Origin of the sequence: Mesorhizobium sp. NZP2077 (assembly GCF_013170805.1) — a bacterium.
Taxonomy (GTDB): domain Bacteria; phylum Pseudomonadota; class Alphaproteobacteria; order Rhizobiales; family Rhizobiaceae; genus Mesorhizobium.
The window spans coordinates 610,683-635,385 of the sequence record NZ_CP051293.1 but is presented as its reverse complement, the minus strand read 5'-3'; the positions used below and the strand labels follow the sequence as shown (position 1 = coordinate 635,385).

31 protein-coding genes are annotated in these 24,703 nt (G+C 63.0%); 14 read left to right on the top strand and 17 right to left on the bottom strand.

Translation table 11 applies throughout. The features are described from left to right. Positions 1-32 precede the first annotated feature (32 nt). On the top strand, positions 33-926 hold the full coding sequence (gene argB, locus HGP13_RS02995) for an acetylglutamate kinase (RefSeq protein ID WP_172221310.1): 894 nt from the start codon (positions 33-35) through the stop codon (positions 924-926). 7 nt (positions 927-933) lie between these two features. On the opposite strand, the gene bchE is transcribed toward argB, so the two are convergent. Then, the gene (gene bchE, locus HGP13_RS02990; RefSeq protein ID WP_172221307.1) at positions 934-2,499 is read right to left on the bottom strand and encodes a magnesium-protoporphyrin IX monomethyl ester anaerobic oxidative cyclase; all 1,566 of its coding nucleotides are present in this window, start codon (positions 2,497-2,499) and stop codon (positions 934-936) included. Between the two features lie 113 nt (positions 2,500-2,612). Then, entirely contained in the window at positions 2,613-3,089 is a 477-nt protein-coding gene (locus tag HGP13_RS02985; protein WP_172221304.1) for an Lrp/AsnC family transcriptional regulator, read from the bottom strand. 139 nt (positions 3,090-3,228) lie between these two features. Between HGP13_RS02985 and phhA the strand changes: the two genes are divergently transcribed. Then, positions 3,229-4,065, top strand: coding sequence for a phenylalanine 4-monooxygenase (phhA, locus tag HGP13_RS02980; protein ID WP_172221301.1), 837 nt, complete (start codon positions 3,229-3,231; stop codon positions 4,063-4,065). Positions 4,066-4,146: 81 nt separating this feature from the next. Here the strand turns inward: phhA and HGP13_RS02975 are convergent, their stop codons facing one another. After that, positions 4,147-4,551 carry a VOC family protein gene (locus tag HGP13_RS02975; RefSeq protein ID WP_172221298.1) on the bottom strand — a complete coding sequence of 135 codons (405 nt, stop codon included), beginning with the start codon at positions 4,549-4,551 and terminating at the stop codon, positions 4,147-4,149. A 103-nt stretch (positions 4,552-4,654) separates the two neighbouring features. Between HGP13_RS02975 and HGP13_RS02970 the strand changes: the two genes are divergently transcribed. Then, the gene (locus HGP13_RS02970; RefSeq protein WP_172221295.1) at positions 4,655-5,287 is read left to right on the top strand and encodes a TetR/AcrR family transcriptional regulator; all 633 of its coding nucleotides are present in this window, start codon (positions 4,655-4,657) and stop codon (positions 5,285-5,287) included. Between the two features lie 48 nt (positions 5,288-5,335). Here the strand turns inward: HGP13_RS02970 and HGP13_RS02965 are convergent, their stop codons facing one another. Further along, on the bottom strand, positions 5,336-5,833 hold the full coding sequence (locus HGP13_RS02965; protein WP_172221292.1) for a MarR family transcriptional regulator: 498 nt from the start codon (positions 5,831-5,833) through the stop codon (positions 5,336-5,338). A 94-nt stretch (positions 5,834-5,927) separates the two neighbouring features. Here HGP13_RS02965 and HGP13_RS02960 point away from each other — a divergent pair, with 94 nt between their 5' ends. After that, entirely contained in the window at positions 5,928-6,095 is a 168-nt protein-coding gene (locus tag HGP13_RS02960) for a hypothetical protein (protein ID WP_167335231.1), read from the top strand. An 84-nt stretch (positions 6,096-6,179) separates the two neighbouring features. Here the strand turns inward: HGP13_RS02960 and HGP13_RS02955 are convergent, their stop codons facing one another. The 3 genes from HGP13_RS02955 to HGP13_RS02945 all read right to left on the bottom strand — a co-directional run bounded on the left by HGP13_RS02955 (position 6,180) and on the right by HGP13_RS02945 (position 8,763). Then, positions 6,180-7,619 (bottom strand): GMC family oxidoreductase, encoded by a 1,440-nt coding sequence (locus HGP13_RS02955; RefSeq protein WP_172221289.1) that lies wholly within the window; start codon positions 7,617-7,619, stop codon positions 6,180-6,182. Continuing rightward, positions 7,616-7,816 carry a hypothetical protein gene (locus HGP13_RS02950; RefSeq protein WP_172221286.1) on the bottom strand — a complete coding sequence of 67 codons (201 nt, stop codon included), beginning with the start codon at positions 7,814-7,816 and terminating at the stop codon, positions 7,616-7,618. The genes HGP13_RS02955 and HGP13_RS02950 overlap by 4 nt, the downstream gene beginning before the upstream one ends. A 185-nt stretch (positions 7,817-8,001) precedes the next feature. After that, positions 8,002-8,763, bottom strand: coding sequence for a GGDEF domain-containing protein (locus HGP13_RS02945; protein ID WP_172221284.1), 762 nt, complete (start codon positions 8,761-8,763; stop codon positions 8,002-8,004). Positions 8,764-8,925: 162 nt separating this feature from the next. On the opposite strand from HGP13_RS02945, the gene HGP13_RS02940 reads away from it, so the two are divergent. Then, the gene (locus tag HGP13_RS02940) at positions 8,926-9,645 is read left to right on the top strand and encodes a pyrimidine 5'-nucleotidase (RefSeq protein ID WP_172221281.1); all 720 of its coding nucleotides are present in this window, start codon (positions 8,926-8,928) and stop codon (positions 9,643-9,645) included. 78 nt (positions 9,646-9,723) lie between these two features. On the opposite strand, the gene HGP13_RS02935 is transcribed toward HGP13_RS02940, so the two are convergent. Further along, a complete protein-coding gene (locus tag HGP13_RS02935) occupies positions 9,724-10,569 on the bottom strand; it encodes an LOG family protein (RefSeq protein WP_172221278.1) in 846 nt (281 codons plus the stop codon). A gap of 142 nt (positions 10,570-10,711) precedes the next feature. Here HGP13_RS02935 and dapD point away from each other — a divergent pair, with 142 nt between their 5' ends. The 4 genes from dapD to HGP13_RS02915 all read left to right on the top strand — a co-directional run bounded on the left by dapD (position 10,712) and on the right by HGP13_RS02915 (position 13,149). Further along, positions 10,712-11,566: a 2,3,4,5-tetrahydropyridine-2,6-dicarboxylate N-succinyltransferase gene (dapD, locus tag HGP13_RS02930; protein WP_172221275.1), complete on the top strand. Its 855-nt coding sequence runs from the start codon at positions 10,712-10,714 to the stop codon at positions 11,564-11,566. Between the two features lie 72 nt (positions 11,567-11,638). Continuing rightward, complete coding sequence (locus HGP13_RS02925; protein ID WP_172221272.1) at positions 11,639-11,992, top strand: DUF805 domain-containing protein; 354 nt, start codon at positions 11,639-11,641, stop codon at positions 11,990-11,992. Then, on the top strand, positions 11,985-12,362 hold the full coding sequence (locus HGP13_RS02920) for a DUF805 domain-containing protein (RefSeq protein WP_172221269.1): 378 nt from the start codon (positions 11,985-11,987) through the stop codon (positions 12,360-12,362). The genes HGP13_RS02925 and HGP13_RS02920 overlap by 8 nt, the downstream gene beginning before the upstream one ends. A gap of 13 nt (positions 12,363-12,375) precedes the next feature. Next, a complete protein-coding gene (locus tag HGP13_RS02915) occupies positions 12,376-13,149 on the top strand; it encodes a hypothetical protein (RefSeq protein WP_172221266.1) in 774 nt (257 codons plus the stop codon). On the opposite strand, the gene HGP13_RS02910 is transcribed toward HGP13_RS02915, so the two are convergent. Beyond that, positions 13,052-14,092, bottom strand: a complete 1,041-nt coding sequence (locus HGP13_RS02910; protein WP_172221263.1) for a 2-dehydropantoate 2-reductase — start codon at positions 14,090-14,092, stop codon at positions 13,052-13,054. The two genes, HGP13_RS02915 and HGP13_RS02910, sit on opposite strands and share 98 nt — an antisense overlap. Positions 14,093-14,217: 125 nt before the next feature. Here HGP13_RS02910 and dapE point away from each other — a divergent pair, with 125 nt between their 5' ends. Together dapE and HGP13_RS02900 are read left to right on the top strand one after the other, a co-directional pair. After that, on the top strand, positions 14,218-15,411 hold the full coding sequence (gene dapE / locus HGP13_RS02905) for a succinyl-diaminopimelate desuccinylase (protein ID WP_172221260.1): 1,194 nt from the start codon (positions 14,218-14,220) through the stop codon (positions 15,409-15,411). Positions 15,412-15,416: 5 nt separating this feature from the next. Next, the gene (locus HGP13_RS02900) at positions 15,417-16,049 is read left to right on the top strand and encodes a transporter (RefSeq protein WP_172221257.1); all 633 of its coding nucleotides are present in this window, start codon (positions 15,417-15,419) and stop codon (positions 16,047-16,049) included. 65 nt (positions 16,050-16,114) lie between these two features. Here HGP13_RS02900 and truA read toward each other — a convergent pair whose 3' ends face one another. The 4 genes from truA to def form a co-directional block, all read right to left on the bottom strand. Next, a complete protein-coding gene (gene truA / locus HGP13_RS02895; RefSeq protein ID WP_172221254.1) occupies positions 16,115-16,861 on the bottom strand; it encodes a tRNA pseudouridine(38-40) synthase TruA in 747 nt (248 codons plus the stop codon). A gap of 122 nt (positions 16,862-16,983) precedes the next feature. Further along, on the bottom strand, positions 16,984-17,490 hold the full coding sequence (locus tag HGP13_RS02890; RefSeq protein ID WP_172221251.1) for an N-acetyltransferase: 507 nt from the start codon (positions 17,488-17,490) through the stop codon (positions 16,984-16,986). Then, positions 17,487-18,440, bottom strand: coding sequence for a methionyl-tRNA formyltransferase (gene fmt, locus HGP13_RS02885; protein ID WP_172221248.1), 954 nt, complete (start codon positions 18,438-18,440; stop codon positions 17,487-17,489). Before fmt ends, HGP13_RS02890 begins: the two co-directional genes overlap by 4 nt. A 6-nt stretch (positions 18,441-18,446) precedes the next feature. Then, positions 18,447-18,977 (bottom strand): peptide deformylase, encoded by a 531-nt coding sequence (gene def, locus HGP13_RS02880; RefSeq protein ID WP_172234597.1) that lies wholly within the window; start codon positions 18,975-18,977, stop codon positions 18,447-18,449. Positions 18,978-19,080: 103 nt separating this feature from the next. On the opposite strand from def, the gene HGP13_RS02875 reads away from it, so the two are divergent. After that, positions 19,081-20,352: a DNA recombination protein RmuC gene (locus tag HGP13_RS02875; protein WP_172221245.1), complete on the top strand. Its 1,272-nt coding sequence runs from the start codon at positions 19,081-19,083 to the stop codon at positions 20,350-20,352. A 14-nt stretch (positions 20,353-20,366) separates the two neighbouring features. Here HGP13_RS02875 and HGP13_RS02870 read toward each other — a convergent pair whose 3' ends face one another. The 4 genes from HGP13_RS02870 to HGP13_RS02855 all read right to left on the bottom strand — a co-directional run bounded on the left by HGP13_RS02870 (position 20,367) and on the right by HGP13_RS02855 (position 23,728). Then, positions 20,367-21,179, bottom strand: a complete 813-nt coding sequence (locus tag HGP13_RS02870) for a methyltransferase domain-containing protein (RefSeq protein WP_172221242.1) — start codon at positions 21,177-21,179, stop codon at positions 20,367-20,369. Between the two features lie 82 nt (positions 21,180-21,261). After that, positions 21,262-21,666 (bottom strand): GFA family protein, encoded by a 405-nt coding sequence (locus HGP13_RS02865; protein WP_172221239.1) that lies wholly within the window; start codon positions 21,664-21,666, stop codon positions 21,262-21,264. 176 nt (positions 21,667-21,842) lie between these two features. Then, positions 21,843-22,796: a cation diffusion facilitator family transporter gene (locus HGP13_RS02860; RefSeq protein ID WP_172221236.1), complete on the bottom strand. Its 954-nt coding sequence runs from the start codon at positions 22,794-22,796 to the stop codon at positions 21,843-21,845. Positions 22,797-22,918: 122 nt separating this feature from the next. Then, positions 22,919-23,728, bottom strand: coding sequence for a transglutaminase family protein (locus HGP13_RS02855; protein ID WP_172221233.1), 810 nt, complete (start codon positions 23,726-23,728; stop codon positions 22,919-22,921). A gap of 214 nt (positions 23,729-23,942) precedes the next feature. Between HGP13_RS02855 and HGP13_RS38505 the strand changes: the two genes are divergently transcribed. Together HGP13_RS38505 and sugE are read left to right on the top strand one after the other, a co-directional pair. After that, positions 23,943-24,068, top strand: a complete 126-nt coding sequence (locus HGP13_RS38505) for a hypothetical protein (RefSeq protein ID WP_023772267.1) — start codon at positions 23,943-23,945, stop codon at positions 24,066-24,068. Positions 24,069-24,265: 197 nt separating this feature from the next. Then, positions 24,266-24,580, top strand: a complete 315-nt coding sequence (gene sugE / locus HGP13_RS02850) for a quaternary ammonium compound efflux SMR transporter SugE (protein WP_064990686.1) — start codon at positions 24,266-24,268, stop codon at positions 24,578-24,580. Positions 24,581-24,703: the final 123 nt, after the last annotated feature.

Below are 24,703 nucleotides of genomic sequence, written 5' to 3'. Positions count from 1 at the left end.
CATGCACAAATCAAAAGCCGGGAACCACGCCGATGACGGAGATAACCGCCACCGCCGAAATGCAGGCTGCCCTGCTTTCGCGGGCGCTGCCCTACATGCAGCGCTACGAACACAAGACCGTCGTGGTGAAATATGGCGGTCACGCCATGGGTGACCTCGAGCTCGGCAAGGCCTTCGCCCGCGACATCGCGCTGCTCAAGCAATCCGGCGTCAACCCGATCGTCGTTCACGGCGGCGGGCCACAGATCGGCGCCATGCTGGCCAAGATGGGCATCGAATCCAAATTCGAAGGCGGCCTGCGCGTCACCGACCAGAAGACGGTCGAGATCGTCGAGATGGTGCTGGCCGGTTCGATCAACAAGGAGATCGTCGCGCTGATCAACGCCGAGGGCGAATGGGCGATTGGCCTGTGCGGCAAGGACGGCAACATGGTGTTCGCCGAAAAGGCGCGCAAGACCATGATCGACCCCGACTCCAACATCGAGCGGGTGCTCGATCTCGGCTTCGTCGGCGAGCCGGTCGAGGTCGACCGCACGCTGCTCGACCTTCTGGCGCGCTCCGAGATGATCCCGGTGCTGGCGCCGGTGGCCCCCGGCCGCGACGGCCACACCTACAACATCAACGCCGACACTTTTGCCGGCGCCATTGCCGGCGCTTGCCAGGCAACACGTCTGCTGTTCCTGACCGACGTGCCCGGTGTGCTCGACAAGAACAAGAAGCTGATCGACGAGCTGACCGTGGCCGAGGCCCGGGCGCTGATCAAGGACGGCACGGTGTCGGGCGGCATGATCCCCAAGGTCGAGACCTGCATCGAGGCGATCGAGCGTGGCGTCGAAGGCGTCGTCATCCTCAACGGCAAGACGCCGCATGCGGTGCTGCTCGAACTCTTCACCGAACACGGCGCCGGCACGCTGATCGTGCCTTAATCAACAGTCAGCCGGCTAATCGTTTCGCCGGCAGCTCGTGACTTGCGACGACAGGGGGCGCCGGCTTGCGCTGCGGGCGCCCGACGATCATCGATTCCTCTTCCGTGTCCTGCGGCGCGCCCCAGAATTCGGCGAGCGTCGGGCCGTCCTTCACCCTGATATCGCGGGCCAGAAAACCCCAGACCTCGCGGAACCAGACGCGGCGGCCCATTTTGGTGTACCAGCGCATCGAATGCCGCTGCTCGGGATCGGGGTGGAACAGGATGCGTGCCAGCGCCTTCGGCCGCGACTGCACCGCCACTTCGATCAGCTTGACGCTGAAGAACAGCATCCACGGCTTCAGCCGGGTCATCTGCAGGACCTGGTGCTTGTAGTCCCACAGCCGGGCATCCCTCTGGATCACCTTGCGATCGCGGGCGATCCTGAAGAACGGCGTCCAGCGATGCGGCGTGACGTAAAGCGCCTGGATCTGGTCGGGGTCAGAGGCAAGGAGCTGGCGAAAGCCGCGCCACAGGTCGCGAAACCCTTCATCCTCAAAGCCGGCCACCCAGGTCGCCATCGACAATATGCCGTGCTTTCGCAGCAGCCTTATCGCCTCGCGGTCGGATGAGGTGCTGCTGCCCTTGCGGATCAATTGCAGCGTCTGTTCGTCGGTGTTTTCCATGCCAAGCAGCCAGCGGATCACGCCCGCCCTGCGGTAGAGATGCAGGATGTCGGCATCGCGCACGATGTCGTCGGCGCGGGTCGAGCCGACGATCAGCACCGGAACATTCTCGGCGATCAGCGCGTCGAGAAAGGCGCGCCAGGCCTTCTTCGAAACCGTCGGGTTCTCGTCGGCAAGGTTGATCAGTTCGACGCCATGCTCGCGGTGCAGCCAGGCGATTTCCTGCGCGAATTTTTTGGGATCGCGATGCCGCCAGCGAGTCCAGAAACCGCGCTGGCCGCAATAATTGCACAGATGCGGGCAGCCGCGCGAAAACTGCATGACCACCGCGCGCTTGCCGCCCCAATAGCTGTAGCGCCGGTGGTCGATCAACTCCCAGCCGACGCGGTAGGCGTCGAGTTCGGCAATCGTCATGGCCGCCTGCGTGGCGAAGGGCCGCCGCAGATCGTCGCGAAAGGCGATGCCGGCGACGCTCGCCGGCGGCTGGTGCATTTCCTGCGCCTCGACCAGCGCCACCACGGTCGCCTCGCCCTCGCCGCGCACGATGAAGTCGAAGACGTCGGTTGCCGCGAGGATGTCGCGCCAGTGATAGGTCGGGAAAACGCCGCCATAGATGATGATGGTCGCCGGTTCGCGCTGCTTGATCATCCCGGCAATCAGCAAGGCGGTCGGGTGCGCCGAGGTCGAGCCGGAATGGCCGATCAGGACGAAGTCCGGGAAGTCATCCAATGCGTCGCGCACGACGCTATCGAGCGGCATCGGCCCGAATTCGGCATCGACCAGCCGCACCTCGTGGCCGGCATCGATCAGCGGGCCGCCGATCGCCAGCAGGCCAAGCGGCGGCAGATGATCGTCCGGCACGCGGCTGCCGATGGCGGTGTGCGGTGGGTTGATCAGGACGATTTTCATGGCGGACCTCCTGGGAAGTTGGTCCGCGTATGCTGGTCGGCGATGTGGACGCCCGATTGGCCCGTTTCAGCAGTTTGCGTGCAGCTTTTGGTCAGGAACGCCGGGGATGCGCGTCACTTCCGGAGATGCGCGAGCGGCACGTGGCCTGGCCCCTTGATGTTCTGCAGGACCAGCTGCGTGTGGACGTCGCGCACGCCACCGAGCCGCATCAGCCGGTGCATGACGAAGGCGTTGAGCTCGTCGACCGACGGCACCATGACATGCAGCAGGAAATCGTGGTCGCCGGTCATCGTCCAGCATGACGACACCTCGTCCATGCGCTGCACCGCGGCAATGAAGCTTTCGGGGGAACCGTCGCTGTGGCTGACCAGGCGAACCTGGATGAACACCTCGACCATCAGGCCGACCGCGCGGCGGCTGATCACCGCGGCAAATCCCTTGATGATGCCGGCATCCTGCAGCGCCTCGAAGCGCCGCGCGCATGGCGTCGTCGACAGGCCGATCTCCTGCGCCAGCTCGGAGACGGGCTTGCGGCCGTCGCGTTGCAGCACATCGAGCATCTTGATCTCGAAATCATCGAATTGAGGCATTTTCACTCCACTAGTGCCGATTGTGAGTGAATGTTATCTCGAATCCCGCGAGTGAGCTATCATCAAAACCAGATTGCCTCGGCAGATCCGGTTACGCTGCCGGCACGTCAGCCATTGATGACTTGCGAGGAGAAAAACCATGACGACAATGAGCGTTGCCGAATATGCCCGCGACTGCGCGGCGCAGGGGTTGCGCGGCGACTATTCGGTCTGCCGTTCCGATTTCACCGTGGCGCAGGGTTACGACTACAGCGCCGAGGAGCAGGCGGTGTGGCGCACTTTGTGCGACCGCCAGACCAAACTGACGCGCAAGCTCGCCCACCATTCCTATCTCGACGGTGTCGAAAAGCTCGGCCTGCTCGACCGCATCCCGGATTTCGAGGACGTCAGCGCCAAGCTGCGCACGCTGACCGGCTGGGAGATCGTCGCTGTGCCAGGTCTCATCCCGGCCGCCCCCTTCTTCGATCATCTCGCCAACCGCCGCTTCCCGGTCACCAACTGGCTACGCACCAGGCAGGAACTCGACTACATCGTCGAGCCGGACATGTTCCACGATTTCTTCGGTCACGTGCCGGTGCTGTCGCAGCCGGTGTTCGCCGACTTCATGCAGATGTATGGCAAGAAGGCCGGCGACATCATCGCGCTCGGCGGTGACGAGATGATCACCCGGCTCTACTGGTACACGGCCGAATATGGCCTGATGCAGGAGGCCGGCCAGCCGCTGAAGGCTTTTGGCGCCGGCCTGATGTCGTCCTTTACCGAACTGCAGTTCGCGGTTGACGGCAAGGACGCCCACCATGTGCCATTCGATCTCGAGACGGTGATGCGCACCGGCTACGAGATCGACAAGTTCCAGCGCGCCTATTTCGTACTGCCGTCCTTCGACGCCTTGCGCGATGCCTTCCAGACCGCCGATTTCGCGGCGATCGTCGCTCGCCGCAAGGGCCGGCCGGCGCTCGATCCGGCGATGGTCTAGCAAATCCGGCTCCAGCGTTTGAGGCGCGTCGCATGAATCCGTTTCAACGCGACGCGCTTCATACGGTTTGATCCCGACAGGCTATTGCATGGCGGCGGGGTTCATCCACAGGAACTCCCAGACGTTGCCGTCGGGATCTTCGATGTGGCGGTTGAACATGAAACCGAGATCCTGCGCTGGATTGGGATCAGCGCGGCCGCCTGCCGCCACACCCTTCTCGATTATGGCATTGACCTCGTCCTTGCTGTTAGTGGTGAGCGCGATCAGCATCTGGCTGTCACGCTTGGGGTCGCCGATCTGCCGAGCCGTGAACTGGCTGTAATGCTGGTGCGTCAGCAACATGACACCGATGGAGTCCGAGAACATGATCGAGCTGGCCTGGTCGTTCGAGAACTGCGGATTCAGCGTGCCTCCGATCGCGAGATAGAAGTTGGTCGCTGCCTGCAGATCGCGCACCGGTAGATTGACGAAGATCATTTTGCTCATCGGCTTAAGCCCTGCTTTCGTTGACGGGTACTAGCCAGTCTAGTACTGTGGTCGCAACTACCATGCAGGAACGGTACCGTCTAGTACTGGCCAGGAGGATTCCATGGAAATCGACGGCGAGACCAGATCAGCCCGCAAGGATCGTGAAATCATCCAGGCGGCCACGGCGGCGTTCATCGGCAAGGGCTATGATGGAACCAGCATGGAGGAAATCGCCACCAAAGCGGGGGCTTCCAAGCAGACCGTCTACAAGCATTTCACTGACAAGGAGACGCTGTTCGGCGAAGTCGTTCTGGCAACCGCTACCCAGGCCAACGACATCATCGAATCCGTGACGACGCTGCTTTCCGAGGCGAAATTCATGGAGGGTGGCCTGCAGCAGCTTGCCCGACGTCTGATAGCGGTTCTCATGGATGAAGAGTTGTTGAAGCTGCGGCGTTTGATTATCGCCAACGCGGATCGAATGCCGCAGCTTGGCCGCAGTTGGTACGAAAAGGGCTTCGAGCGCATGCTTGCCTCGATGGCGTCCTGCTTTCAAAAGCTCACCAGTCGAGGACTGATACAAACCAGCGACCCCTATCTGGCGGCCAGCCATTTTTTTGGAATGCTCCTTTGGATCCCCATGAACGAAGCCATGTTCACGGGAAGCAACCGGCGCTCCAAGGCCGAACTTGAACGGCACGCGGATGCCTCGGTGGAGGCGTTTCTTGTCGCTTATGGTGTCCAGCCGAAATAGTCCCGTTCCCTGCCGACTTTTGCAGTAACATTAGAACACATCGCATCCCTATCGCTGGAGGCTGTCCGGCCCCTCGGCCTTCAGCCGCGCAAGCTGAGCGCGCTGCAGGTCGAGCGCGGCGTTGACGAAGCGCGATATGGTCGCGAGTTCGTCGTAGCTGAAGCTGGCGATGACCTTTTCGCCCTCCTGCGCGATTGCGCCGTAATAGCGCGCCGACAGCTCCCGCGTCGCCTCGGTCGCTTCGATCACCACCTTGCGCCTGTCCTCGACGCTGCGCGTGCGGGTCAGCAGGCCGCGCGCTTCCAGCCGGTCGATCAGCGCCGTCACCGCCGCCGGCGTCAGCCCGGTCGCGGTCGCCACCGCGCCGGCCGATTGCGGGCCGCCATGGAGCAGCCCGATGCAATGGCGCTCGGCCATGTTCAGCCCGAGCCGCATCCCCACCGCGTCGTCATAGGCCTGCGTCGCGTCCTGCCACTGCATGATGGCAAGGCCGATGGCCGTGGTCATGGCGTTACGATTCTCGCTTGACGATTTTATTTCGATCATCTAACTATCAATCCGTCTAACATTTAGACCATTTCAGCAATATGCGGCTCTGGCTCAGACAAGGCAAGAGCGAGCCGCCGACCAGGAGTGAAAAATGAGCTTGATTCAACAGCGGCCGCCCCTCTCGCATGAGGACGAGTTCAAATATGCCAAGCTGGCGATGGAATGGTATGGCTGGGGCTCTCCCATCGGCCTCGGCATCCTGCTCGTGGCGCTTGCCGCCGCGGCCGTGCTGGTGCGTATCGCCATCTACGGTTTTTGAGGCCATGCCGGATTTCTGCCGGCGCCATCATTGGCGCCGGCAATGTCGGGATGCGTCAAACCGGCCGACTTGTGGTGGCTCCGCTCAGACGGAGACCACCTTGCTCAGATGATCCCCCAGCCGACAGGCCAGCGCGGTAATCGTCGTCGTCGGGTTGGCTTGACCCGACGTGCAGAATACCGAAGAGCCGCCGACATAGAGATTGTCCATGCCGTGCACCTTGCAGTTGGCGTCCACCACGCTCCTGGTCACGTCGGTGCCCATGCGCGTGCCTCCCATGTGATGGTGCCCCGCGGTCTCCTCGTTGGTCGGATAATCCTCGCCATTGGCGATCCAGTCCATGAGACGGACACGGCCGAGATCCTTCTCGATCAGTGTCGTGCCGAACAGCTTGAGGCCCTCGACAAGCGTGCGGCGTTCGAGCTCCGATTTCTTCCAATGCAGCTCGATACGCGGCACGCCGGCATGGTCGACATCGGTCTTCGACAGTTCGATCTGGTTGGACGCGAGCGGCGCCTGTTCCCAGGCGACATAGAGTTGGGCCGCGCAGCGCAGGTTCTGGCTGAGCTGATAGGCAACCCATTCGGCCATGTCGGGCGCCGTGCAGGCGAGATCGGCAATCACATGCTTGACGCCGGCATAGGGCGTCTCGATCAGCCTGATGCCGAAATTCATGATCCCCAGTCGCTCCATCGCGGCAAGCGTCGGCGAGAAGAAGGCCTCGTTGACGGCATCGACCTCGAACTCACTGTAGTCGGCCAGGATGGCATTGCCGCCCTCGAAGGTCGGATGTTCCATCCAGTAGCGGCCGAGCGCCGCCGCGTTCGGCACGACGCCGCCATTGGAGCGCTGGTTCGACCACAAAAGCAGCCGCGAGTTCTCCAGCCCGCCGGTGCAGACGATGAAGTAGTCTGCGCTGAACGAGCCGGCGTCCCGGCTGTTGGACCACAGTTTGGCGTCGGTCACCCGTTTGCCGTCGCCGGCAAGCTCGGTGGCATAGGTGTTGAGCACGACGGCGATGTTGCGGCTCGTGTCGAGTTCGTCGGCGAATTTTTCGGCAAAACGAACCGCCGGGCTCTTTATCAGCTGCACCCAGCGTATGTCGTCCGAAACCGGCACGTCAGGTCGGAAATCCGGAAGTTCGAGGATATCGTGCACCTCCGGCAGATAGGGCTCGAGGTCGGCGCGGCGGATCGGCCAGCCGGTGTCGGGCGCCCAGGCCTTCGGCTCGAAATCCTGCTTGTCGAGCACCCGGCACCAGCCGGCCCAGTGGTTGGAGCTGCCGCCCATGTAGCGCAGCCGGGTGATGTCGAGGTCGAAATAGAAATCCCCGACCGTGGTGCCGCGGTAGAAATCCTGCGACTCGTCGCTGAACTCCCGCGAGCCGGCCTCAAACACCACGACCGGGATGCCGGCGGCACCCAGCTTGCGGGCAATGGTGGTGCCGGCCGGGCCGGAACCGAGGATGCAGACCTTGGGTTTGAAGTTGGCGGCGCGATACGCCTCATAGCTGTCGAAGATCATGCCAGGTCGCTCCGCTTCAGGATCCAGCCATTGACCTCGACGATCTCATTCGGGTCGGCTCGGGATGGACCGGCCCGTGATGGATCGGAATGCGCGGCATTGGCCTCAGGCAGCTTGCGAAACACGGACAGGGCAGGCAGGGCGACCAGCGCCTGCACGAGCGTGCGGCGCGATATCTTTTTGATGAAGAAACTCATGACAGGTCTCTCGGATGGGGGCTTCGATGCGCGCATGACATTCCCCAAACGGCACACGCATCGTCACAGAGGCCAGTATCGTGCCAAGCTTGGTCTCAAGGCAGTGAAAAGGCGGGCAAGGGCACAACCGAATGCAAACAGAGTTAGAAATTCCTTAACGGGCAGGGTGTGCCGGGTCGGCCGGCTCAGGCGGCCGCGGAAATGTCCGTATCGAGGATCGTCAGGTTGCGACCGCGATGCTTGGCCTGGTAGAGGCGCCGGTCCGCGGCGCGCATCAGGTCCGACACGTTGACGTCCTCGCCGCAGACGGTGCCGCCGATGCTGACGGTCAGCGGAATGGTCCGTTCGTCGACCGGCCGGAAGCGGATCAGCTCGACCTCGCGGCGAATGCGCTCGGCGACACGCTTGGCCTCCTGCTCGGTGGCTCCTAACAGAAACGCGCCAAACTCCTCGCCGCCGATGCGGCCGAGCACGTCGCCGCTGCGCACGCCGCGTTCGATGGCGCTGGCGATCAGCAGCAGGGCGTCGTCGCCGGTCAGGTGGCCGAAATTGTCATTGATCTTCTTGAAATGATCGGCGTCGATGATCAGCAGCGCCCCACGGTCGGACTTGCGCCGGGAGCCGTCGAGCGCGGCAAAGAAGCTTTCCCGGTTGAGCATGCCGGTCATGTCGTCGCGGCTCGCCTTCTCCGCCAGGCGGCGGTGTGCCGCGGCAAGCTGGGCGTGGGCCCTCGCCAGTTCGCGATGCGCGTTTTTCAGCCTGTCGCTCTGCCAGAAGGTGCTGGCGCAGGCCACCCATGCAAGCACCAGCGGACACAAAGTGGAGGTCAGCCAGATCGTTCGGTTGATCGGGAATCCCAGGGCCGGAACGATAATCAGCGTCAAAAGGAGCGAGGCGGCGACGGAGGCGAAAGCGATAGCGGCGGATTTCAGAATGATGCTGTTCATCGCGGGCTCCCCACAGGACTGTCTCTGTGCCAGCAAGCCCTGAAGGCCACCTTTCCAGGTTGCCTAAAATTTGAATCGTGCGGCCATTTCGGCCACTGAAAGCGCGTGGAAGTTGTGGATAAAGTCTCTTTCAGATTCCCCGTTTCATGCCATAAGGAGCGCATGACCACGCTGCCTGATCCCGCCCGCTTCGCCCATGTCACCGACTGGGTGTTCGACCTCGACAACACGCTCTATCCGCATCATTCGAATCTTTTCTCGCAGATCGACGTCAAGATGACCGCCTATGTCGGGGAACTGCTGGCGCTGCCGCGCGATGAGGCGCGCAAGCTGCAGAAGGAGCTTTATCTCGAATATGGCACGACGCTGAACGGGCTGATGACGCGCCACGGCATCGATCCTGACGACTTTCTCGAGAAGGTGCACGACATCGACTATTCATGGCTGGTGCCCGATCCCGTTCTCGGCACCGCCATCCGCCAGCTTCCCGGCCGCAAGTTCATCTTCACCAATGGCGACCGCAGGCACGCCGAGCGCACCGCGCGCCAGCTCGGCATCCTCGACCATTTCGACGACATCTTCGATATCGTCGCCGCCGGCCTCAATCCCAAGCCCGCGCGCCAGACTTACGAGAAGTTCGCCGCACTGCACGCAGTCACCGGCCACAATGCGGTGATGTTCGAGGATCTCGCCCGCAACCTGGAGGTGCCGAAGTCGCTGGGCATGACCACCGTGCTGGTAGTGCCGCGCAATTTCGAGCCGACCTTTGCCGAAATCTGGGAGCGCGACCCCGCGCAGGAGGATGACGTCGACTACGTCACAGATGACCTGGCCGGGTTTCTGACGGGGATAGTCGCAGGAGCGGAAGGCAGTCGGGAATAGGCAATAGGCAGTCGGGGAAATTCACTTGGAAGCAAAGGCCGCAAACGCCTTATTCTCCTACTGCCTACTGCCTACTGCCTACTCCCCTAACTTGTAGAACCGGCTGATAATCCCCCACGCCTCATCCGCGGTGTCGACGAAATCGATGATGTCCTGGTCGCCGGGGCTGATCGTGCCTTGCTCGGCGAGGAAATCGAGGTCGATCGCCCGTTTCCAGAACGATTTGCCGAACAGGATCACCGGTACGCGCTCCATGCGTCCGGTCTGGATCAAGGTCAGCGTTTCGAAGAACTCGTCCATCGTGCCGAATCCGCCGGGAAACACCGCCACCGCCTTGGCGCGCATGACGAAATGCATCTTGCGGATGGCGAAATAGTGGAAGTTGAAACAGAGTTCCGGCGTCACGTAGATGTTCGGCGCCTGCTCGTGCGGTAGCACGATGTTGAGCCCGATCGACGGCGCGCCAACGTCATCGGCACCGCGATTTCCCGCTTCCATCACGCCCGGGCCGCCGCCGGTCACAACGACATATTCGCGGTAGTAGGAGGCGGCCGACTGCCGCGAGCACAGCCGGGCGAATTTGCGCGCCTCCTCGTAGTATTTGCTGTTCTCCTCGAGGTTCTTCTTTTGCGTCTCGTTCTTGGCCGCCCAGGCCTCGCCACCGGGTTCCGGCAGGCGCGCGCCACCGAACAGGATCACCGTCGAACGGATGCCGCGTTCGGCCAGGATCATTTCCGGCTTCAGCAGTTCGAGCTGCAGGCGCACCGCGCGCAATTCGCGCCGCGTCATGAAGTCGGGGTCGTTCCAGGCAAGCCTGTAGGTCTCGGCCCGCGTCTGCGGCGTGTCTGGCACGCTTTTCGACCGCTCCAGATCCTCGTCCGAATGCGGCAGCGGCGTCCACCCCGCCTTTTCCATAGGAGTCATAACTACCCGTCCAATTCCCTTAACTGCGCCGTCCCGTGACGCACACGCGATTGACCCCCATTAAGCCTTAACATAGGGTCCGCGCGACTTTCAAAACAGGTTAAGGCTCAGGCCCTTAACAGCTTGGTAATGGAGCGAATTCATGTCGAAGCCCGATCTGGCGAGCCTCGAAAAGACCATCGAGAAGGCCTTCGAGGAACGCGACACGATTTCGACCGCGACCCGCGGCGAAACGCGCGACGCCATCCAGTCGGCGCTCGAGTTGCTCGATCATGGCACCGTCCGCGTCGCCGAGCGGCAGGCGGACGGCAAGTGGCATGTCAATCAGTGGCTGAAGAAGGCCGTGCTGCTTTCCTTCCGGCTCAACCCGATGGAGATCATCAAGGGCGGCCCGGGCGAAGCCGTGTGGTGGGACAAGGTGCCGTCGAAGTTCGATGGCTGGAGCGCCGTCGATTTCGAGAAGGCGGGTTTCCGCGCCGTGCCGTCGTCGATTGTGCGCCGTTCGGCCTATGTGGCGCCGGGCGCCGTGCTGATGCCGTCCTTCGTCAATGTCGGCGCCTATGTCGATACGGGCACCATGGTCGACACCTGGGCTTCGGTCGGCTCCTGCGCTCAGATCGGCAAGAACGTGCATCTGTCGGGCGGCGTCGGCATCGGCGGCGTGCTGGAGCCGATGCAGGCCGGTCCCACCATCATCGAGGACAATTGCTTCATCGGCGCGCGTTCGGAAGTCGTCGAGGGCTGCATCGTGCGCGAAGGCTCGGTGCTCGGCATGGGCGTCTTCATCGGCCAGTCGACCAAAATCGTCGACCGCGCCACCGGCGAAGTCTTCTATGGCGAAGTGCCGCCAAACTCCGTCGTCGTCGCCGGCTCGATGCCCGGCAAGCCGTTTCCAAACAACGAGCCCGGCCCCAGCCTCTACTGCGCCGTCATCGTCAAACGGGTCGACGCCAAGACCCGCTCCAAGACCTCGATCAACGAATTGCTGCGCGATTGATCTTTCCGCAAAGCGGGCGCACCTTCCGCCGGCGCGACAATCCGTCGCGTTGGTTCAACATGGAGGGGTGACATGGACTGGAAATATCTGCTGACCAGCTATGAGGGTCGCATCAACCGCGCGAAATTCTGGGCTTGCGTGGGCGTCATTTTCGTTGGCGCGGTGATCGCGATGATCCTCGACAACATACTGGGCACGACATTCAACCAAATGCCTTACGGCTTTATCTATGTGCTTTACTCGCTCGCCATGCTCTATTCGATCTTCGCGGTCTACGCCAAGCGCTGGCATGATCGAGGCAAGTCCGGCTGGTGGACCCTGATCATCCTGGTGCCTTTCATCGGCGCGATCTGGTTTCTGGTGGAATGCGGCATTCTCGAAGGCACCAAGGGTGCCAATCAATACGGACCGGACCCGCTTGCCTGACAGTTCAAATCTTACCTGGCTTTTCTTCAAAACATCGGGCCGCGTTAGCCGCGCGGCCTATTTTCTTGGCGGGCTGCTGGTGGCCATCATCCAGGCGTTCCCGCTCTACCGCTTCACGCTGGTGCCGGAAGGCTCGGCCGAGAGCAACATGTGGTCGTTCATCTTCTTCATAGCCTTCATTGCCTCGCTGTGGTCGAACATCGCACTGGCGGTGAAGCGGCTGCACGACCTCGACAAGCCGGGCATTGCCGCACTGATCCTGTTCGTACCGGTTGTCTCGATCGTCGCCTTTCTTGTGTTGTGTCTGTTTCCAAGGCAGCCTGGGCCCAACCGTTATGGCCGGCGCACCAACGAGCCGGCGCAACCCTGAGGACCGATCGGACATGCGCTACCGCACGCTTGATCCGAAACTGATCATCGACACCGCCGAGCGGCTGGAGGGACGCGTCGCTGACCGTTTTCCCAATGCCGGATTGCGTGGCGTAGCTGGCGAACTGGTGTCGCTGTCGCGTGATCTGGCCAAGGCGGCAAAGGCGCTCGAGGAGCCGATCTGGTGGCTGCGCGGCCTGATCATCGCCGCCTTCGTCGCCGGTGTGCTGGTGTTCGTGTTCGTCGGCACCATCCTGCCTCTCGACCGCATCTCGGGAAACGACGATGCCCTGCAATCGGTGCAAGGCATCGAGGCATCGATCAACACCTGCATTCTCGCCGTGCTCGGCCTGCTGGCGCTGATCCGCACCGAGGAGCGCATCAAGCGCAAGAAAGTGTTTCGCCAGTTGCATGGCCTGCGCTCGTTGATCCACGTCATTGACATGCACCAGCTGACCAAGGATCCGGCGACGCTTTCGGCCAATTTCAAGCCGACGGCGCATTCGCCGGCCCGCATCACCAATGCCGCCGACCTGGCGCGCTACCTCGACTATTGCTCCGAAATGCTGTCGATCACCGGCAAGATCGCCGCACTCTTCGCCCAGTCCGTCAATGACGACGTCGTCATCGACGGCGTCAACGACATCGAGAATTTGAGTTCAAACCTGTCGCGCAAGATCTGGCAGAAGATCACGCTGATCGAGAACCACCCTGCGGCGCTACCTGTTCCGACGCCAAGCCTGGCGAGCCCAGCCGCGCCGCTTCCGCCGCGCGCACCAAAGCGGTAACGCTTTTCAAGAGCGGCGCCGGCGTACCCGTTCTCTCGGCGAGGCCGATCACTGCCCCTTGCAGCTCGCCGATTTCCGTCGGCCGGCCGCGCTGCAGATCGTCCCACATCGACGAGCGTGCCTGAGGATCGATCGCCAGCATGCGTCGCGCCAGCAGTTTGAACAGCCAGTCCGGCAGCCGGAGCACTTTCGGCAACAGCGCCGGCCGCAGCCCGGCGATCCGCGCCGGCTCGATGCTGGAGGCTTTCATCGCCAGCAAGGCCTCGTCGATCTGGCCAGCCAGGATCAGCCGCCAGCGGCGGTCGGCGAGTTCGCTCGCCAGCGGCAGGCCGGAAAGCGCCACCAGCGCGTTGTTGAGGTTCATCAGAAGCTTGCCCCACAGCACGGCCTTCATGTCGCCATGGGCCTCGACAGCGAACCCTTCGACGGTGAGAAGGCGGACTAGGCCGGTGCCGCCGTCCTCGATCATCACCTTGCCGTCGCTGGCGCGGTGGACGTGCAGCGGCAACTCGCCGTCCGGTGACTGCACGACATTGAACGGCACCATGCCGGCCAGCACCGTTCGCGGGCCAAGCTCGGCGCGCAGCCTGTCGGCATTGTCGACGCCGTTCTGCAGGCTGATCACCACCGCATCGGGGCGGGCATGGGCGTCGATTAGCGCCGCCATCTCCTGCGTCGCGCCGCTCTTGACGGTGACCAGGATCAGGTCCGCTTCAGGCAAGGCGACAGCCGGATCGGCGGTGATCCCGAGCCCGTCCGGCTTGACCAGGCGATCACGGCCTTCAAGGTCGCTGATGCGCAATCCGCTTTGCCGCAGCGCGGCCTCGATGCGCGGCCGGGCGAGCAGAATCACCTGTCGCCCGGCAAGCGCCAGGCAGCCGCCGACATAGCAGCCAATGCTGCCGGCGCCGGCGATGACAATGCTTTTTCCCCCGTTTGCCATCTCTCACTCCGCACCGGCCCGACTATACGACATGAAAACCATAATGTCGGCGGCATCGTCTGCCATTGGCCTGGCCTCTATGTCGGGCCGTGACAGGCCCTCAGCTTTCGACTATCGCTTTTGCCATGACGCTGCCGACCGACCCCGCCGAAAACCTTGCCGCCCTCATCCGTTGCGCCTCGGTGACACCAGCCGAAGGCGGCGCGCTGAGCGCGCTGGAAACGATGCTGAAACCGCTCGGCTTCCTGGTCGACCGGCCGGTGTTTTCGGAAGACGGCACTCCCGACATCGAGAACCTCTATGCACGGCGGTCCGGCACTGGCCCGCATCTGATGTTCGCCGGCCATACCGACGTGGTGCCGGTCGGCGATGAAGCAGCCTGGACGCATCCGCCCTTCGCCGCCGAGATCGCCAATGGCGAGATGTATGGCCGTGGCGCGGTCGACATGAAGGGCGGCATTGCCTGCTTCATCGCCGCCGTGGCGCGCTGTGTCGAGACGCATGGCGGTCCCAAGGGTTCGGTCTCACTGCTGGTCACCGGCGATGAGGAAGGCCCGGCAATCAACGGCACGGTCAAGCTGCTCGAATGGGCCGCTTCGAGGGGCGAAAAATGGGATGCCTCGATCGTCGGCGAACCGACCAACCCGGATGCGCTCGGCGACATGATCAAGATCGGCCGCCGCGGCTCGATGTCCGGTTCGGTCACCGTCAATGGCCGCCAGGGCCATGCCGCCTATCCGCAACTTGCCGACAATCCGGTGCGCGGGCTGATGGGTCTCGTCGATGCCTTGCTGCACCCCGCCTTCGACAAGGGAACCAAGGATTTCCAGCCGACCAATCTGGAGGTGACCTCCATCGATGTCGGCAACCCGGCTACCAATGTCATTCCGGCAAAAGCCACTGCGATCTTCAACATCCGCTTCAACGATACCTGGACGGCCGAGACCGTGCAGGCCGAAATCCACAACCGGCTCGACCAGGCAGCCAAACGCAAGAAGTACCGGCCGGGCAAGAAGACGCCGGTCGACTATGATCTCATCTGGCGCGACCGGCCGAGCCATGTCTTCCTGACCCGTGACGACAAGCTGATCGAGACGCTTGCCGGCTCGATCAAGGCGGCGGTCGGCAAGGAGCCGACGCTGTCGACCTCCGGCGGCACGTCGGATGCGCGCTTCATCAAGGATTATTGTCCGGTGGTCGAGTTCGGCCTGGTCGGCAAGACCATGCACATGGTCGACGAGCGTGTCGCCATCGCCGATCTCGAAGCGCTGACGCGGATTTACCAGCGCTTCATCGAAGACTGGTTCGGACAGGGTTGAGCAGCATGCTTACGGCGGACGAGACCCAAGCTTCGCTGACCGGCGCCTGGCGACTGATGCTCGGCAAGGTCGACGGCCTGCGGCTGCTCGACCTTTCGGCCGATGGCTTCTGGAATTCCTTTTTCGCCATCGTCGTTGCCGCGCCAGCGCTGATCGTCGGCTGGGTCGGCATCGCCAACGAGATCGGCGATCCCGATGCCTTCGCCGGCCGCTTCAGCATGCTGATGCGGCTGGCGACGGTCGATATCGGCTCCTGGGTGCTGCCGCTGGTCGCGCTCGCTCTGGTCGCCCGGCGCGCCGGCATTGGCGGGCGCTTCGTCCACTATGTCGTCGCCAGCAACTGGGCCTCGGCCATCACCGCCTGGCTGATGCTGCCTTCGGCCCTGATCCGGCTTTTCCTGTCTTCGGCGAGCCAGGTCTCGAGCCTTGTGTCGCTGCTGCTGTTTGCCCTGTCGATGGTGCTGACCTGGCGCATGACCAACGCCACGATCGGCAAAGGCGCGGCAGTCGGCACCGCCGTTTTCGCCGGCATGTTCATCGCTTCGTTATTGGTGCTGTTCGGGTTGCAGATGCTCCTTGGCATCACTGTCCCCGACGATATCGGGGCTCAAAGCCTTTCCGGGCTGTCTCCGGGGTAGAGCCTCCAAACTCTATTCCGAATAGAGCCTTCATCTCTATTCCGAATAAAGCCTCCGGACTTTTTTCAGGGATAATCGACGTCAATGAGGAAAAGGCCGTCGGGCGGCGCCACCTGGCCGCAGGCGGCGCGGTCGCGTGCTTCGAGCGCCGCCTTGAGGTCGGCCTCGGTCCAGCCGCCATCGCCGACGCGCTTGAGCGAGCCGACCATGGAGCGCACCTGATTGTGCAGGAAGGAGCGCGCCGAAGCCCTTACTTCGATCAGATCACCGTGCCGGCTCACATCGAGCCGCTCCAGCGTCCGGATCGGACTGTTGGCCTGGCATTGGGTCGAACGGAAGGTGGTGAAATCATGCCGGCCAAGCAGGATTTTCGCTGCCTCATGCATGGCGCCGGCGTCGAGCCGCTTCGGCACCCACCACACCTTGCCCTTGTCCAGGGCCGCCGGCGCGCGGCGGTTGAGGATGCGGTAGAGGTAGTGGCGGCCGGTGGCCGAGAAGCGCGCATCGAAATCGTCCGGGACGATTGTCGCCTTCAGGATGGCGACATGCGCGGCGGCCGCCTGCAGATGCGCGTTGATCGCATCGCGCACCTTGTCTTCAGGCCACGCCTTGGCGAGGTCGACATGCGCCACCTGGGCGGTCGCATGCACGCCGGCGTCGGTGCGGCCGGCGGCGCGCATCCGCACCGCCTCGCCGCTGAATTTTTCGATCGCCTGCTCGATCGCCTGCTGCACCGAAGGCTGATCGGCCTGGTGCTGCCAGCCGGCAAACAGGCTGCCGTCATATTCGATGTCGAGGCGAAAACGCGGCATTTGCGGCTACAGCTCTCGCCTCGAGCAATTCCAGGAAAAGTGTGAAACGGGTTTCCGTCCGGAATTGCGTTAAAACAAAGAGGTAGAGCAGGTCACCGTTTCCATGAAAACGGTGGACTGCTCTACGCGGCGAGAGCGGTGAAGGCCGAAGCGTAGACCAGCCTGCCGGCCTCCGGAGCGTCGCCCCAGGCCAGCGCCTGCAGCGCCTCACCCTGGTATTCGCTCTCGAACTTTTCGGCACGCGCATGGCTGTAGCCGAAACGGCCGTAATAGGCCGGGTCGCCCAGCACCACGGCCAGCGTCTCGCCGGCATCCCTGAGACGGATATGCGCCTCGCGGATCAGCGCGCCGCCAATACCGCTGCCATGGAACGAAGGCTCCACAGCCAGCGGCGCCAGCGCCACGGCCGCAAAGCTCTTGCCGCCATTGCTGACGAACAGCCGCGAAAACAGGATGTGGCCGACCACCTGGCCGTCTTCTTCTGCCACCAGTTCGACGACCGCGTCGCCGCCGGTGACCAGCGCGTCGACCAGCCCGGCCTCCGCCTGCTGGCCGAAAGCGTGTTCTTCGACGAGGCGAATGGCCTCGCGATCCCGCGGCGTTGCCGCGCGTATCGACATCATGCTCATGAGAACTTCATTCCTTTTACGATCTTGGCTCCGCGCAGGAATTCCGACGCGGCGGCGGGCTTTCCACCCGCACGTTGAACTTCGACCAACCTGACCGCACCTGCCCCGCAGGCGACCGTCAGCCGGTCATCGAGAATTCCTCCCGACTCGCCCGAATCTTCCAAAGGCGACAGGCCTTGGGACAGCGTCGAGCGAAGCAGTTTCAGCCGCTCCATGCGGCCGCCAATGTCAATTTCGGACCAGGCGCCGGGAAAGGGCGACAGGCCGCGAATATGGTTATGGACCTCGGCCGCAGGCCGCGTCCAGTCCACATGCGTCTCGGATTTATCGATTTTTCTGGCGTAAGTCACCCCTTCCGCCGCTTGCGCGGTAAATGTCAGGGTGTTCCTTTCCAGCCGCGCCAGCGCTTCCACCATCAGGGCAGCACCGACACTCATCAACCGATCATGCAGATCGCCGGCTGTCATATCGGGGTCGACAGCGCATTTTTCAAGCAAGCCCACCGGTCCGGTGTCCAGGCCCTCTTCCATGCGCATCACCATCATGCCGCTTTCCAGGTCTCCAGCCATGATGGCGCGCTGCATGGGGGCGGCACCGCGCCAGCGTGGCAGAAGCGACGCATGGCCGTTGATGCAGCCAAGCCGGGGCGCGTCGAGAATAGCCTTCGGCAGCAGCAAACCATAGGCGACGACCACGGCGATATCGGCCTGCAGGGCATGGAACGCGGCCTGCTCGGCCTCGCTTTTCAGCGAAGTCGGCGTACGCACCTCGACGCCCAGCCGCTCGGCCTCGCGCTGCACCGGCGACGGCGTCAGCTCCAACCCGCGCCGTCCGGCGGCCCGCGGCGGCTGCGTGTAGACGCCGGAAATCTCATGTCCGGCTTCGGCGATGGCGCGCAACGTCGGCACCGAAAACTCCGGCGTGCCCATGAAGATGACGCGAAGGGGCATTTTCCCCTATCCCACCAGCTTGCCTTGCGCCTTGTCCTTGGCGAGCTTCTTGAATTTCTTCACCACCATGTCGCGCTTCAGCTTCGAGATGTGGTCGATGAACAGCACGCCGTTGAGATGGTCGATCTCGTGCTGCAGGCAGGTCGCCATCAGGCCCTCGGCCTCCATCTCCTGCAGCTTGCCGTCGCGATCGAGATATTTCACGCGAACGGAAGCCGGGCGTTCGACCTCGGCGTAATAGTCGGGGATCGACAGGCAGCCTTCCTCGTAAACCGAACGCGCGTCGGCGCTGCTCAGCACCTGCGGGTTGATGAAGACATGCGGCGCCGGCGTTTCGTCTTCCTTGGCGAGGTCGATCACCAGCATGCGCACAGGCTCGCCGATCTGGATCGCCGCCAGCCCGATGCCGGGCGCGTCATACATGGTCGCCAGCATGTCGTCGGCCAGCTTGCGCAAAGGCGCGTCGACGCGCTCCACCGGCTTGGAAAGCTGGCGCAGGATGGGATCGGGAAGGATGATGAGCGGCTTGATCGGCATGGCGTCCCACGTAAGACGTCCAGCGAAAAGCGTCAACCGGGGCATCCAAGCCGTGTTCTTGTTTTGATCTGTGCGATCAGGCCGAATCGGCTATGCTGTCCACATGAATGATCTGAGTAGCATCCTTTCGCAGCCCATCGCACGGCTTGGCGCCTCGACAATCACGCTCGGCCACGCGCTGGCCTTCGGCGCTTTGCTGTTTCTCGGCCTGTTCGTGGCGCTGGTCATCGCGCTGTGGCGGTCGGCCAAGGCGCGCGCGGTCGCTGCCGCGGAAGCCGCCGACCATGCCCGCGATGCCGAGGCACGGATGGCCGGCATATTGCAAAGCCAGGCCGAAATGCAGGGCCGCATGGGCGCCATCGCCGAAGTGTTCGGCGCACGCCAGGCGGAGCTGACGCAGTCGATCGGCCAGCGGCTCGACGCCATGACAGGCCGACTCGGCCAGACCATGACCGAGCAGACCAAATCCACGCATGAGAGCCTGGCCAAACTGCAGGAGCGGCTGGCGATCATCGATGTCGCACAAGGCAACATCCAGTCGCTTGCCGGCCAGGTCGTACAGCTGCAGGCCATACTCTCCAACAAGCAGACGCGCGGCGCCTTCGGTCAGTCGCGCATGGAGGCGATCGTCGCCGACGGCCTGCCGATGGGCGCATACGAATTCCAGGCGACCCTGTCGAACGGCAGCCGGCCGGATTGCCTGGTGAAGATGCCGAACGGCGCGCCGTCGCTGGCCATCGACGCAAAATTTCCGCTGGAAGCCTGGAATGCCATCCGCGCCGCCGATGGCGCCGACCTGCAGAAGGTTGCTTCGCAGGCCTTCCGCCGCGACATCGAGATCCATGTCCGCGATATCTCGGAAAAATATCTGATCCAGGGCGAGACGCAGGACACCGCTTTCATGTTCGTGCCCTCGGAATCGGTGTTCGCCGAGATCCACGAGAATTTCGAGGCTATCGTCCACAAGGCGCACCGCGCCCGCATCGTCATCGTCTCGCCGTCGCTGCTGATGCTGTCGATCCAGGTCATCCAGGCGATCCTCAAGGATGCCCGCATGCGCGAACAAGCGCATCTGATCCAGGGCGAGGTGATCCGGCTGATGGAGGATGTGCAACGTGTCGACGAGCGCGTGCGCAAGCTGCAGGTGCATTTCGGCCAGTCGGCCAAGGACATCGACGACATCCTCGTCTCGACCTCGAAGGTGACCAAGCGCGGCCAGAAGATCGAGGCGCTGGAGTTCGGCGTGCAAGTTGAAGGCGATGCGCATCCGGAGACGCCGTCACGTGCACCGGCCGCGAAACTCGAACCCGGCCCGCGCGTAGCCGATTCAAAGACCGGCCAGCTCAGGCTGCGGGTCGTTGAAGGCGACGACTAGAGGGCAGTTCCCACCTAGGCCACAGCCACGATGACATGTGCCTGAATTTTGGCGGCAACCGCGCCGCTGCCATGCCTGGCAGCAATCGCGGCTGCTGCATAGTCCGTTGCAGCGTCGAGTTTGCCCGGATCCCGGGCCTCGATTTCGGTGCGGAGCACTGTTCCCTGGCAATAGGCAACGGCCGGAATGCGCGGCGAGGGTGCCCGACTTTGTTCGGCCTTCGTCTCGATCGCCACACCGGAGAAACCTGCCTCCTCGAGGTCTCTGCGGATCAGTGCCGTATCGTGGTAGCCGTGCGGCGTGCGGGCCAGGAAGCGTGGTGGATCGTTCGGAAAAATCCTGGCCAGGGCATTGGTCACATCATCGGCAAACACATTCTCTTCGATGCGATCCCATACGTTGAACAGAAAATGCCCGCCGGGTTTCAGCACCCGCCTTGCTTCGCGGTAGGCGGAGGGGCGGCTGGGAAAGAACATCGCGCCGAACTGGCAGCAAACCAGATCGAAGGCCGCGTCTTCAAACGGCAGCGCCATTGCATCGGCCTGGCGCCATTGGATGCGACTGTCCTGCGCTTGTCGCGAAGCGGCGTAGTCGAGCATCGGCTGATTGAGGTCGGACACGACATAACTTGCGTCAGGGGATAATTTTGGCGCCAGGGCGCGGGTGACGACGCCGGTGCCGGCGGCCACTTCCAGGACGGCGCTGGGCGAGAAGGACGCGGCTCTGGGTGCAAGGTCCGCGGCGAACGGTTCGAAAATCAGCGGCACCATATAGCGGTCGTAGTTTTCCGGGATCGAGCCGGCAAACAACTTGTCCGTTTCCAACATGGCTATCACCCGCCTGTTTGATGGCAAGCCACGCTAGCACACAATTGTTTGTCCTGGGCGGCTTTCGACCGAGAGGCAGCTGCTACTGCTCTTCCACGATCTTGGTGCCCTCGAATTCAGGCAGCCAGTGCAGCGCCGAGCGATGCCAGTATTGCGTCTGCGGGACCAGTTCGTCACGCTGCCGTGCCGTACCGACCCGGATGCCGTAAACCTTTGGCCCGTCACCGACCGACGTCGCATAGAGATGCGAACCGCACTCGCCGCAAAAGCCCTGGGCGCGCTTGGCGCCGCTGGCTCCGGTCTTGATATAGACCTTGGGTGTGCCCCTGGTGATCCGGTAGTTCTCCTCCGGCACCCGCACCGAGACGCGAAAGGCCGTGCCCGTCAGTTGCTGGCAGTCCGTGCAATGACAGATCGAAGTCTTTGCCGGGTCGACTTCCGCTTCATAGGTGATGGCGCCGCAATGGCACCCGCCATCGATCTTCATGGTTGTTCCTCCGAAATCCATCGACTGATCTTAGCGGGACCAGGTGGTGGGGCCAACACTGCAGTGCTGGTCCAGGACTGGCAATTCCAGGAAAAGTGTGAGCGGTTTTCCGTCCGGAATTGCGTCAAAACCAGGAGTCAGAGCGGTTCGCCGTTTCCATGAAACGGTGAAGCGCTCTAGTTGGACGCCGCTTCGATCAGCTTGCGCCGCTGCTCCCAGGTGCCTGTCGTCTGCGGCTTGACGAACAGCCGCGTGATCTCCGGCATTTCCTGCTTCAACCGGGCCTCAATGCGCTCGACACAGGCCTCGATCTCCGGCGCCGTCAGATGGTCCTCGAATTCGATGCTCAAGCCGGCAACGATCTCTTGCGGTCCCATGTGGACGGTCAGCACGCCGTTGGCCCGCTGCACCGCCGGATCCTGCTGGGCGATCGCCAGCACCTTTTTCTGCACCTCGGGCGAGGCCGGCTCGCCGATGAGCAGGCCCTTGCTTTCGCGGGCCAGGAAGATCGCCGTTGCGCCCAGGATCAGCCCGATGCCGATCGAGGCGGCGCCATCGAGCTCCGGCATCTCCAGCAGCTCCGCCGCCAATATGCCGGCAAAGGCGACGATCAGGCCGAGGAGCGCCGCACTGTCCTCGAACAGCACTGTATAGACGCTCGGATCCTTGCTTGATTGCACCGCTTGCAGCCAGCTCTGGTTGCCTTTCTCTCGGCGGAATTCCTTCAGCGCCACCATCCAGGAACTGCCTTCGAACAGGAAGGACAGGCCGAGAACGACATAGTTCACCTTGACGTTGGCGACCGGCTCCGGCGCCATGATGTGGACGATGCCCTCGTAGAGCGACACGCCGGCGCCGAGCGCGAAGACCAGCAGGGCGACGATGAAGCTCCAGAAGTAAAGTTCGCGGCCGTGGCCGAGCGGATGCGTGCGGTCGGCCGGCCGCGCCGCTCGATGCATGCCGTAGAGCAGCAGGCCGCCATTGCCGGTATCGACCAGCGAGTGCACGCCTTCCGACAACATCGCCGAACTGCCGGTGAAGAATGCGGCGGCGAATTTGGTCAGCGCGATCGCCAGATTGCCGGCCAGCGCCGCGTAGATAACCGTTTTCGAGCCGCCACGCCCGGCCATGCAATCTTGCCCTCGTCAGGATACCCATTGTAACGGCCCTGCCGCCGAAGCTCCACAGGCAGCAAAACGCGCGAACCGCCCAGCCGCTCAGACGGTTGAAGACTTGCGAGCAGGAAAGCCTTCTACTCGACGATCTCGTCGGTCCACACCTTGAAACCGGCGAGTAGCCCTGGTCCGAAAATATGGGTCAGCGGCACATCCGCCGCGTCGCGTCCGGAGGCGATCAGGATACGGCCGATGCGCGGCGCATTGTTGCGCGGGTCGAAGACGTGCCAGCGGCCACCGAGATAGACTTCCATCCAGGCAGCAAAATCCATGCTCGACCACGGTTTCGGCATGCCGATATCGCTGATGTAACCGGTGCAGTAACGTGTCGGGATATTGAGCGCCCGGCAGAAGGTGACGGCGAGATGCGCGAAATCGCGGCACACGCCGCTCTGCTCGCGATAGGTTTCCGCCGCGGTGCGTGTCGGCCGCGCGTTGCCGTAGCTGAAGACGATGTGGTTGTGGACGAAATCGCACACCGCCTGCACGCGCGGGATGCCGAGCGGCGTATGGCCGAACAGCCGCCACGCTTCGCTGGCCAGAAGGTCGCTCTCGCAAAACCGGCTGGGCAGCAGGAACAGCAGCGTTTCCGCCGGCAGGTCGCGCACCTCGTGCTGCCATGCCATCAGCTCGCTCATCTCGAAGGTGCCGGGCGCGCGGATGACCGCATCGGTGCCGAATGTGAACCGGCCGGGCGGAGCCACGAAGCGGTTGCACCAATTGCCGAAACTGTCGCGATAGCTCTCGATCGGCACCGGCGGATTCGAGGTCAAAAAATCCGGGCGCTCGAGATCGGAGGCGCGGGAATAGTGGACATTGAGCATCGCGATAAGCGGCGTTTCCTGCGGGAAGTCGAAACTCATCTCGCAGCCGATGTGGATCCGCATTGTCGTCCTGACCGGCCTGCCTGACGATCACCCGGCGAATGCGCGGGTCGATGCTGCAGTGCGAAAATGAGAATGGCACGGACCGGGATGGTTTACGAGCAAATTAGAAACCGGTTGAAAGCCGTCGACCGGCAGTCGCGACAGACGCGCTGCCCCCTTGCAGCAAAGCGTTTCTCTTGTTTCACTCTGCATCCCGCAACTGGAGGAACGAATCATGGCTAAAGGTGCGATGAAGGCAGGCAAGGAAGCCCGCAAGCCGAAGAAGGATGCCAAGAAGCCTGTAGCCGCTCCCGCCCTGAAGGCGCCGCCGGTCAAGGCGATGCGCATCAAGGAAAAGTAGGCCTCGGCAGGTCACGAAATCCCACCGGCGGTGTCAGTCAATGCCGCCGGGTTGATCGGGCGTTTGGACAGCCCTATATTTGTGGTGCGGGGACGACCCCGCGCCACCCGGAAAATTCGGTCGGGACGACCCGCCACTATGATCAGCATCCGAGGAGCGGATTTGTCTCCGGACCGGTGCTGGATGGAGCGTTCCCGATGTCATGGATTCTTCTGTTTTTCGCCGGCTTGTTCGAAATCGGCTGGGCGATCGGCCTCAAATATACCGATGGTTTCTCGAAACTGGTGCCGACGGTCCTGACCGTCGCCTCGATGATCGTCAGCCTTACTTTGCTTGGACTGGCGCTAAAGGCGCTTCCCGTCGGCACCGCCTATGCGGTGTGGACCGGCATCGGCACCGTCGGCACGGCGCTGCTCGGCATCTGGCTGCTCGGCGAGCCCGCCACCGCGATCAGGCTGGCCTGCATCGCGCTGATCGTCTGCGGCATTATGGGGCTGAAGTTCGCGGCCTGAATGCGTCCAAGCGTCCGTCCTCGGACTTGGTCCGAGGGCGGGCCGCTGGCACGATCTGCCTCGGAGAGGCTCAGAGCCTTGCGTTCACGCAAACGCCTTCAGGGCCGCTGTAAGGCGACCCTG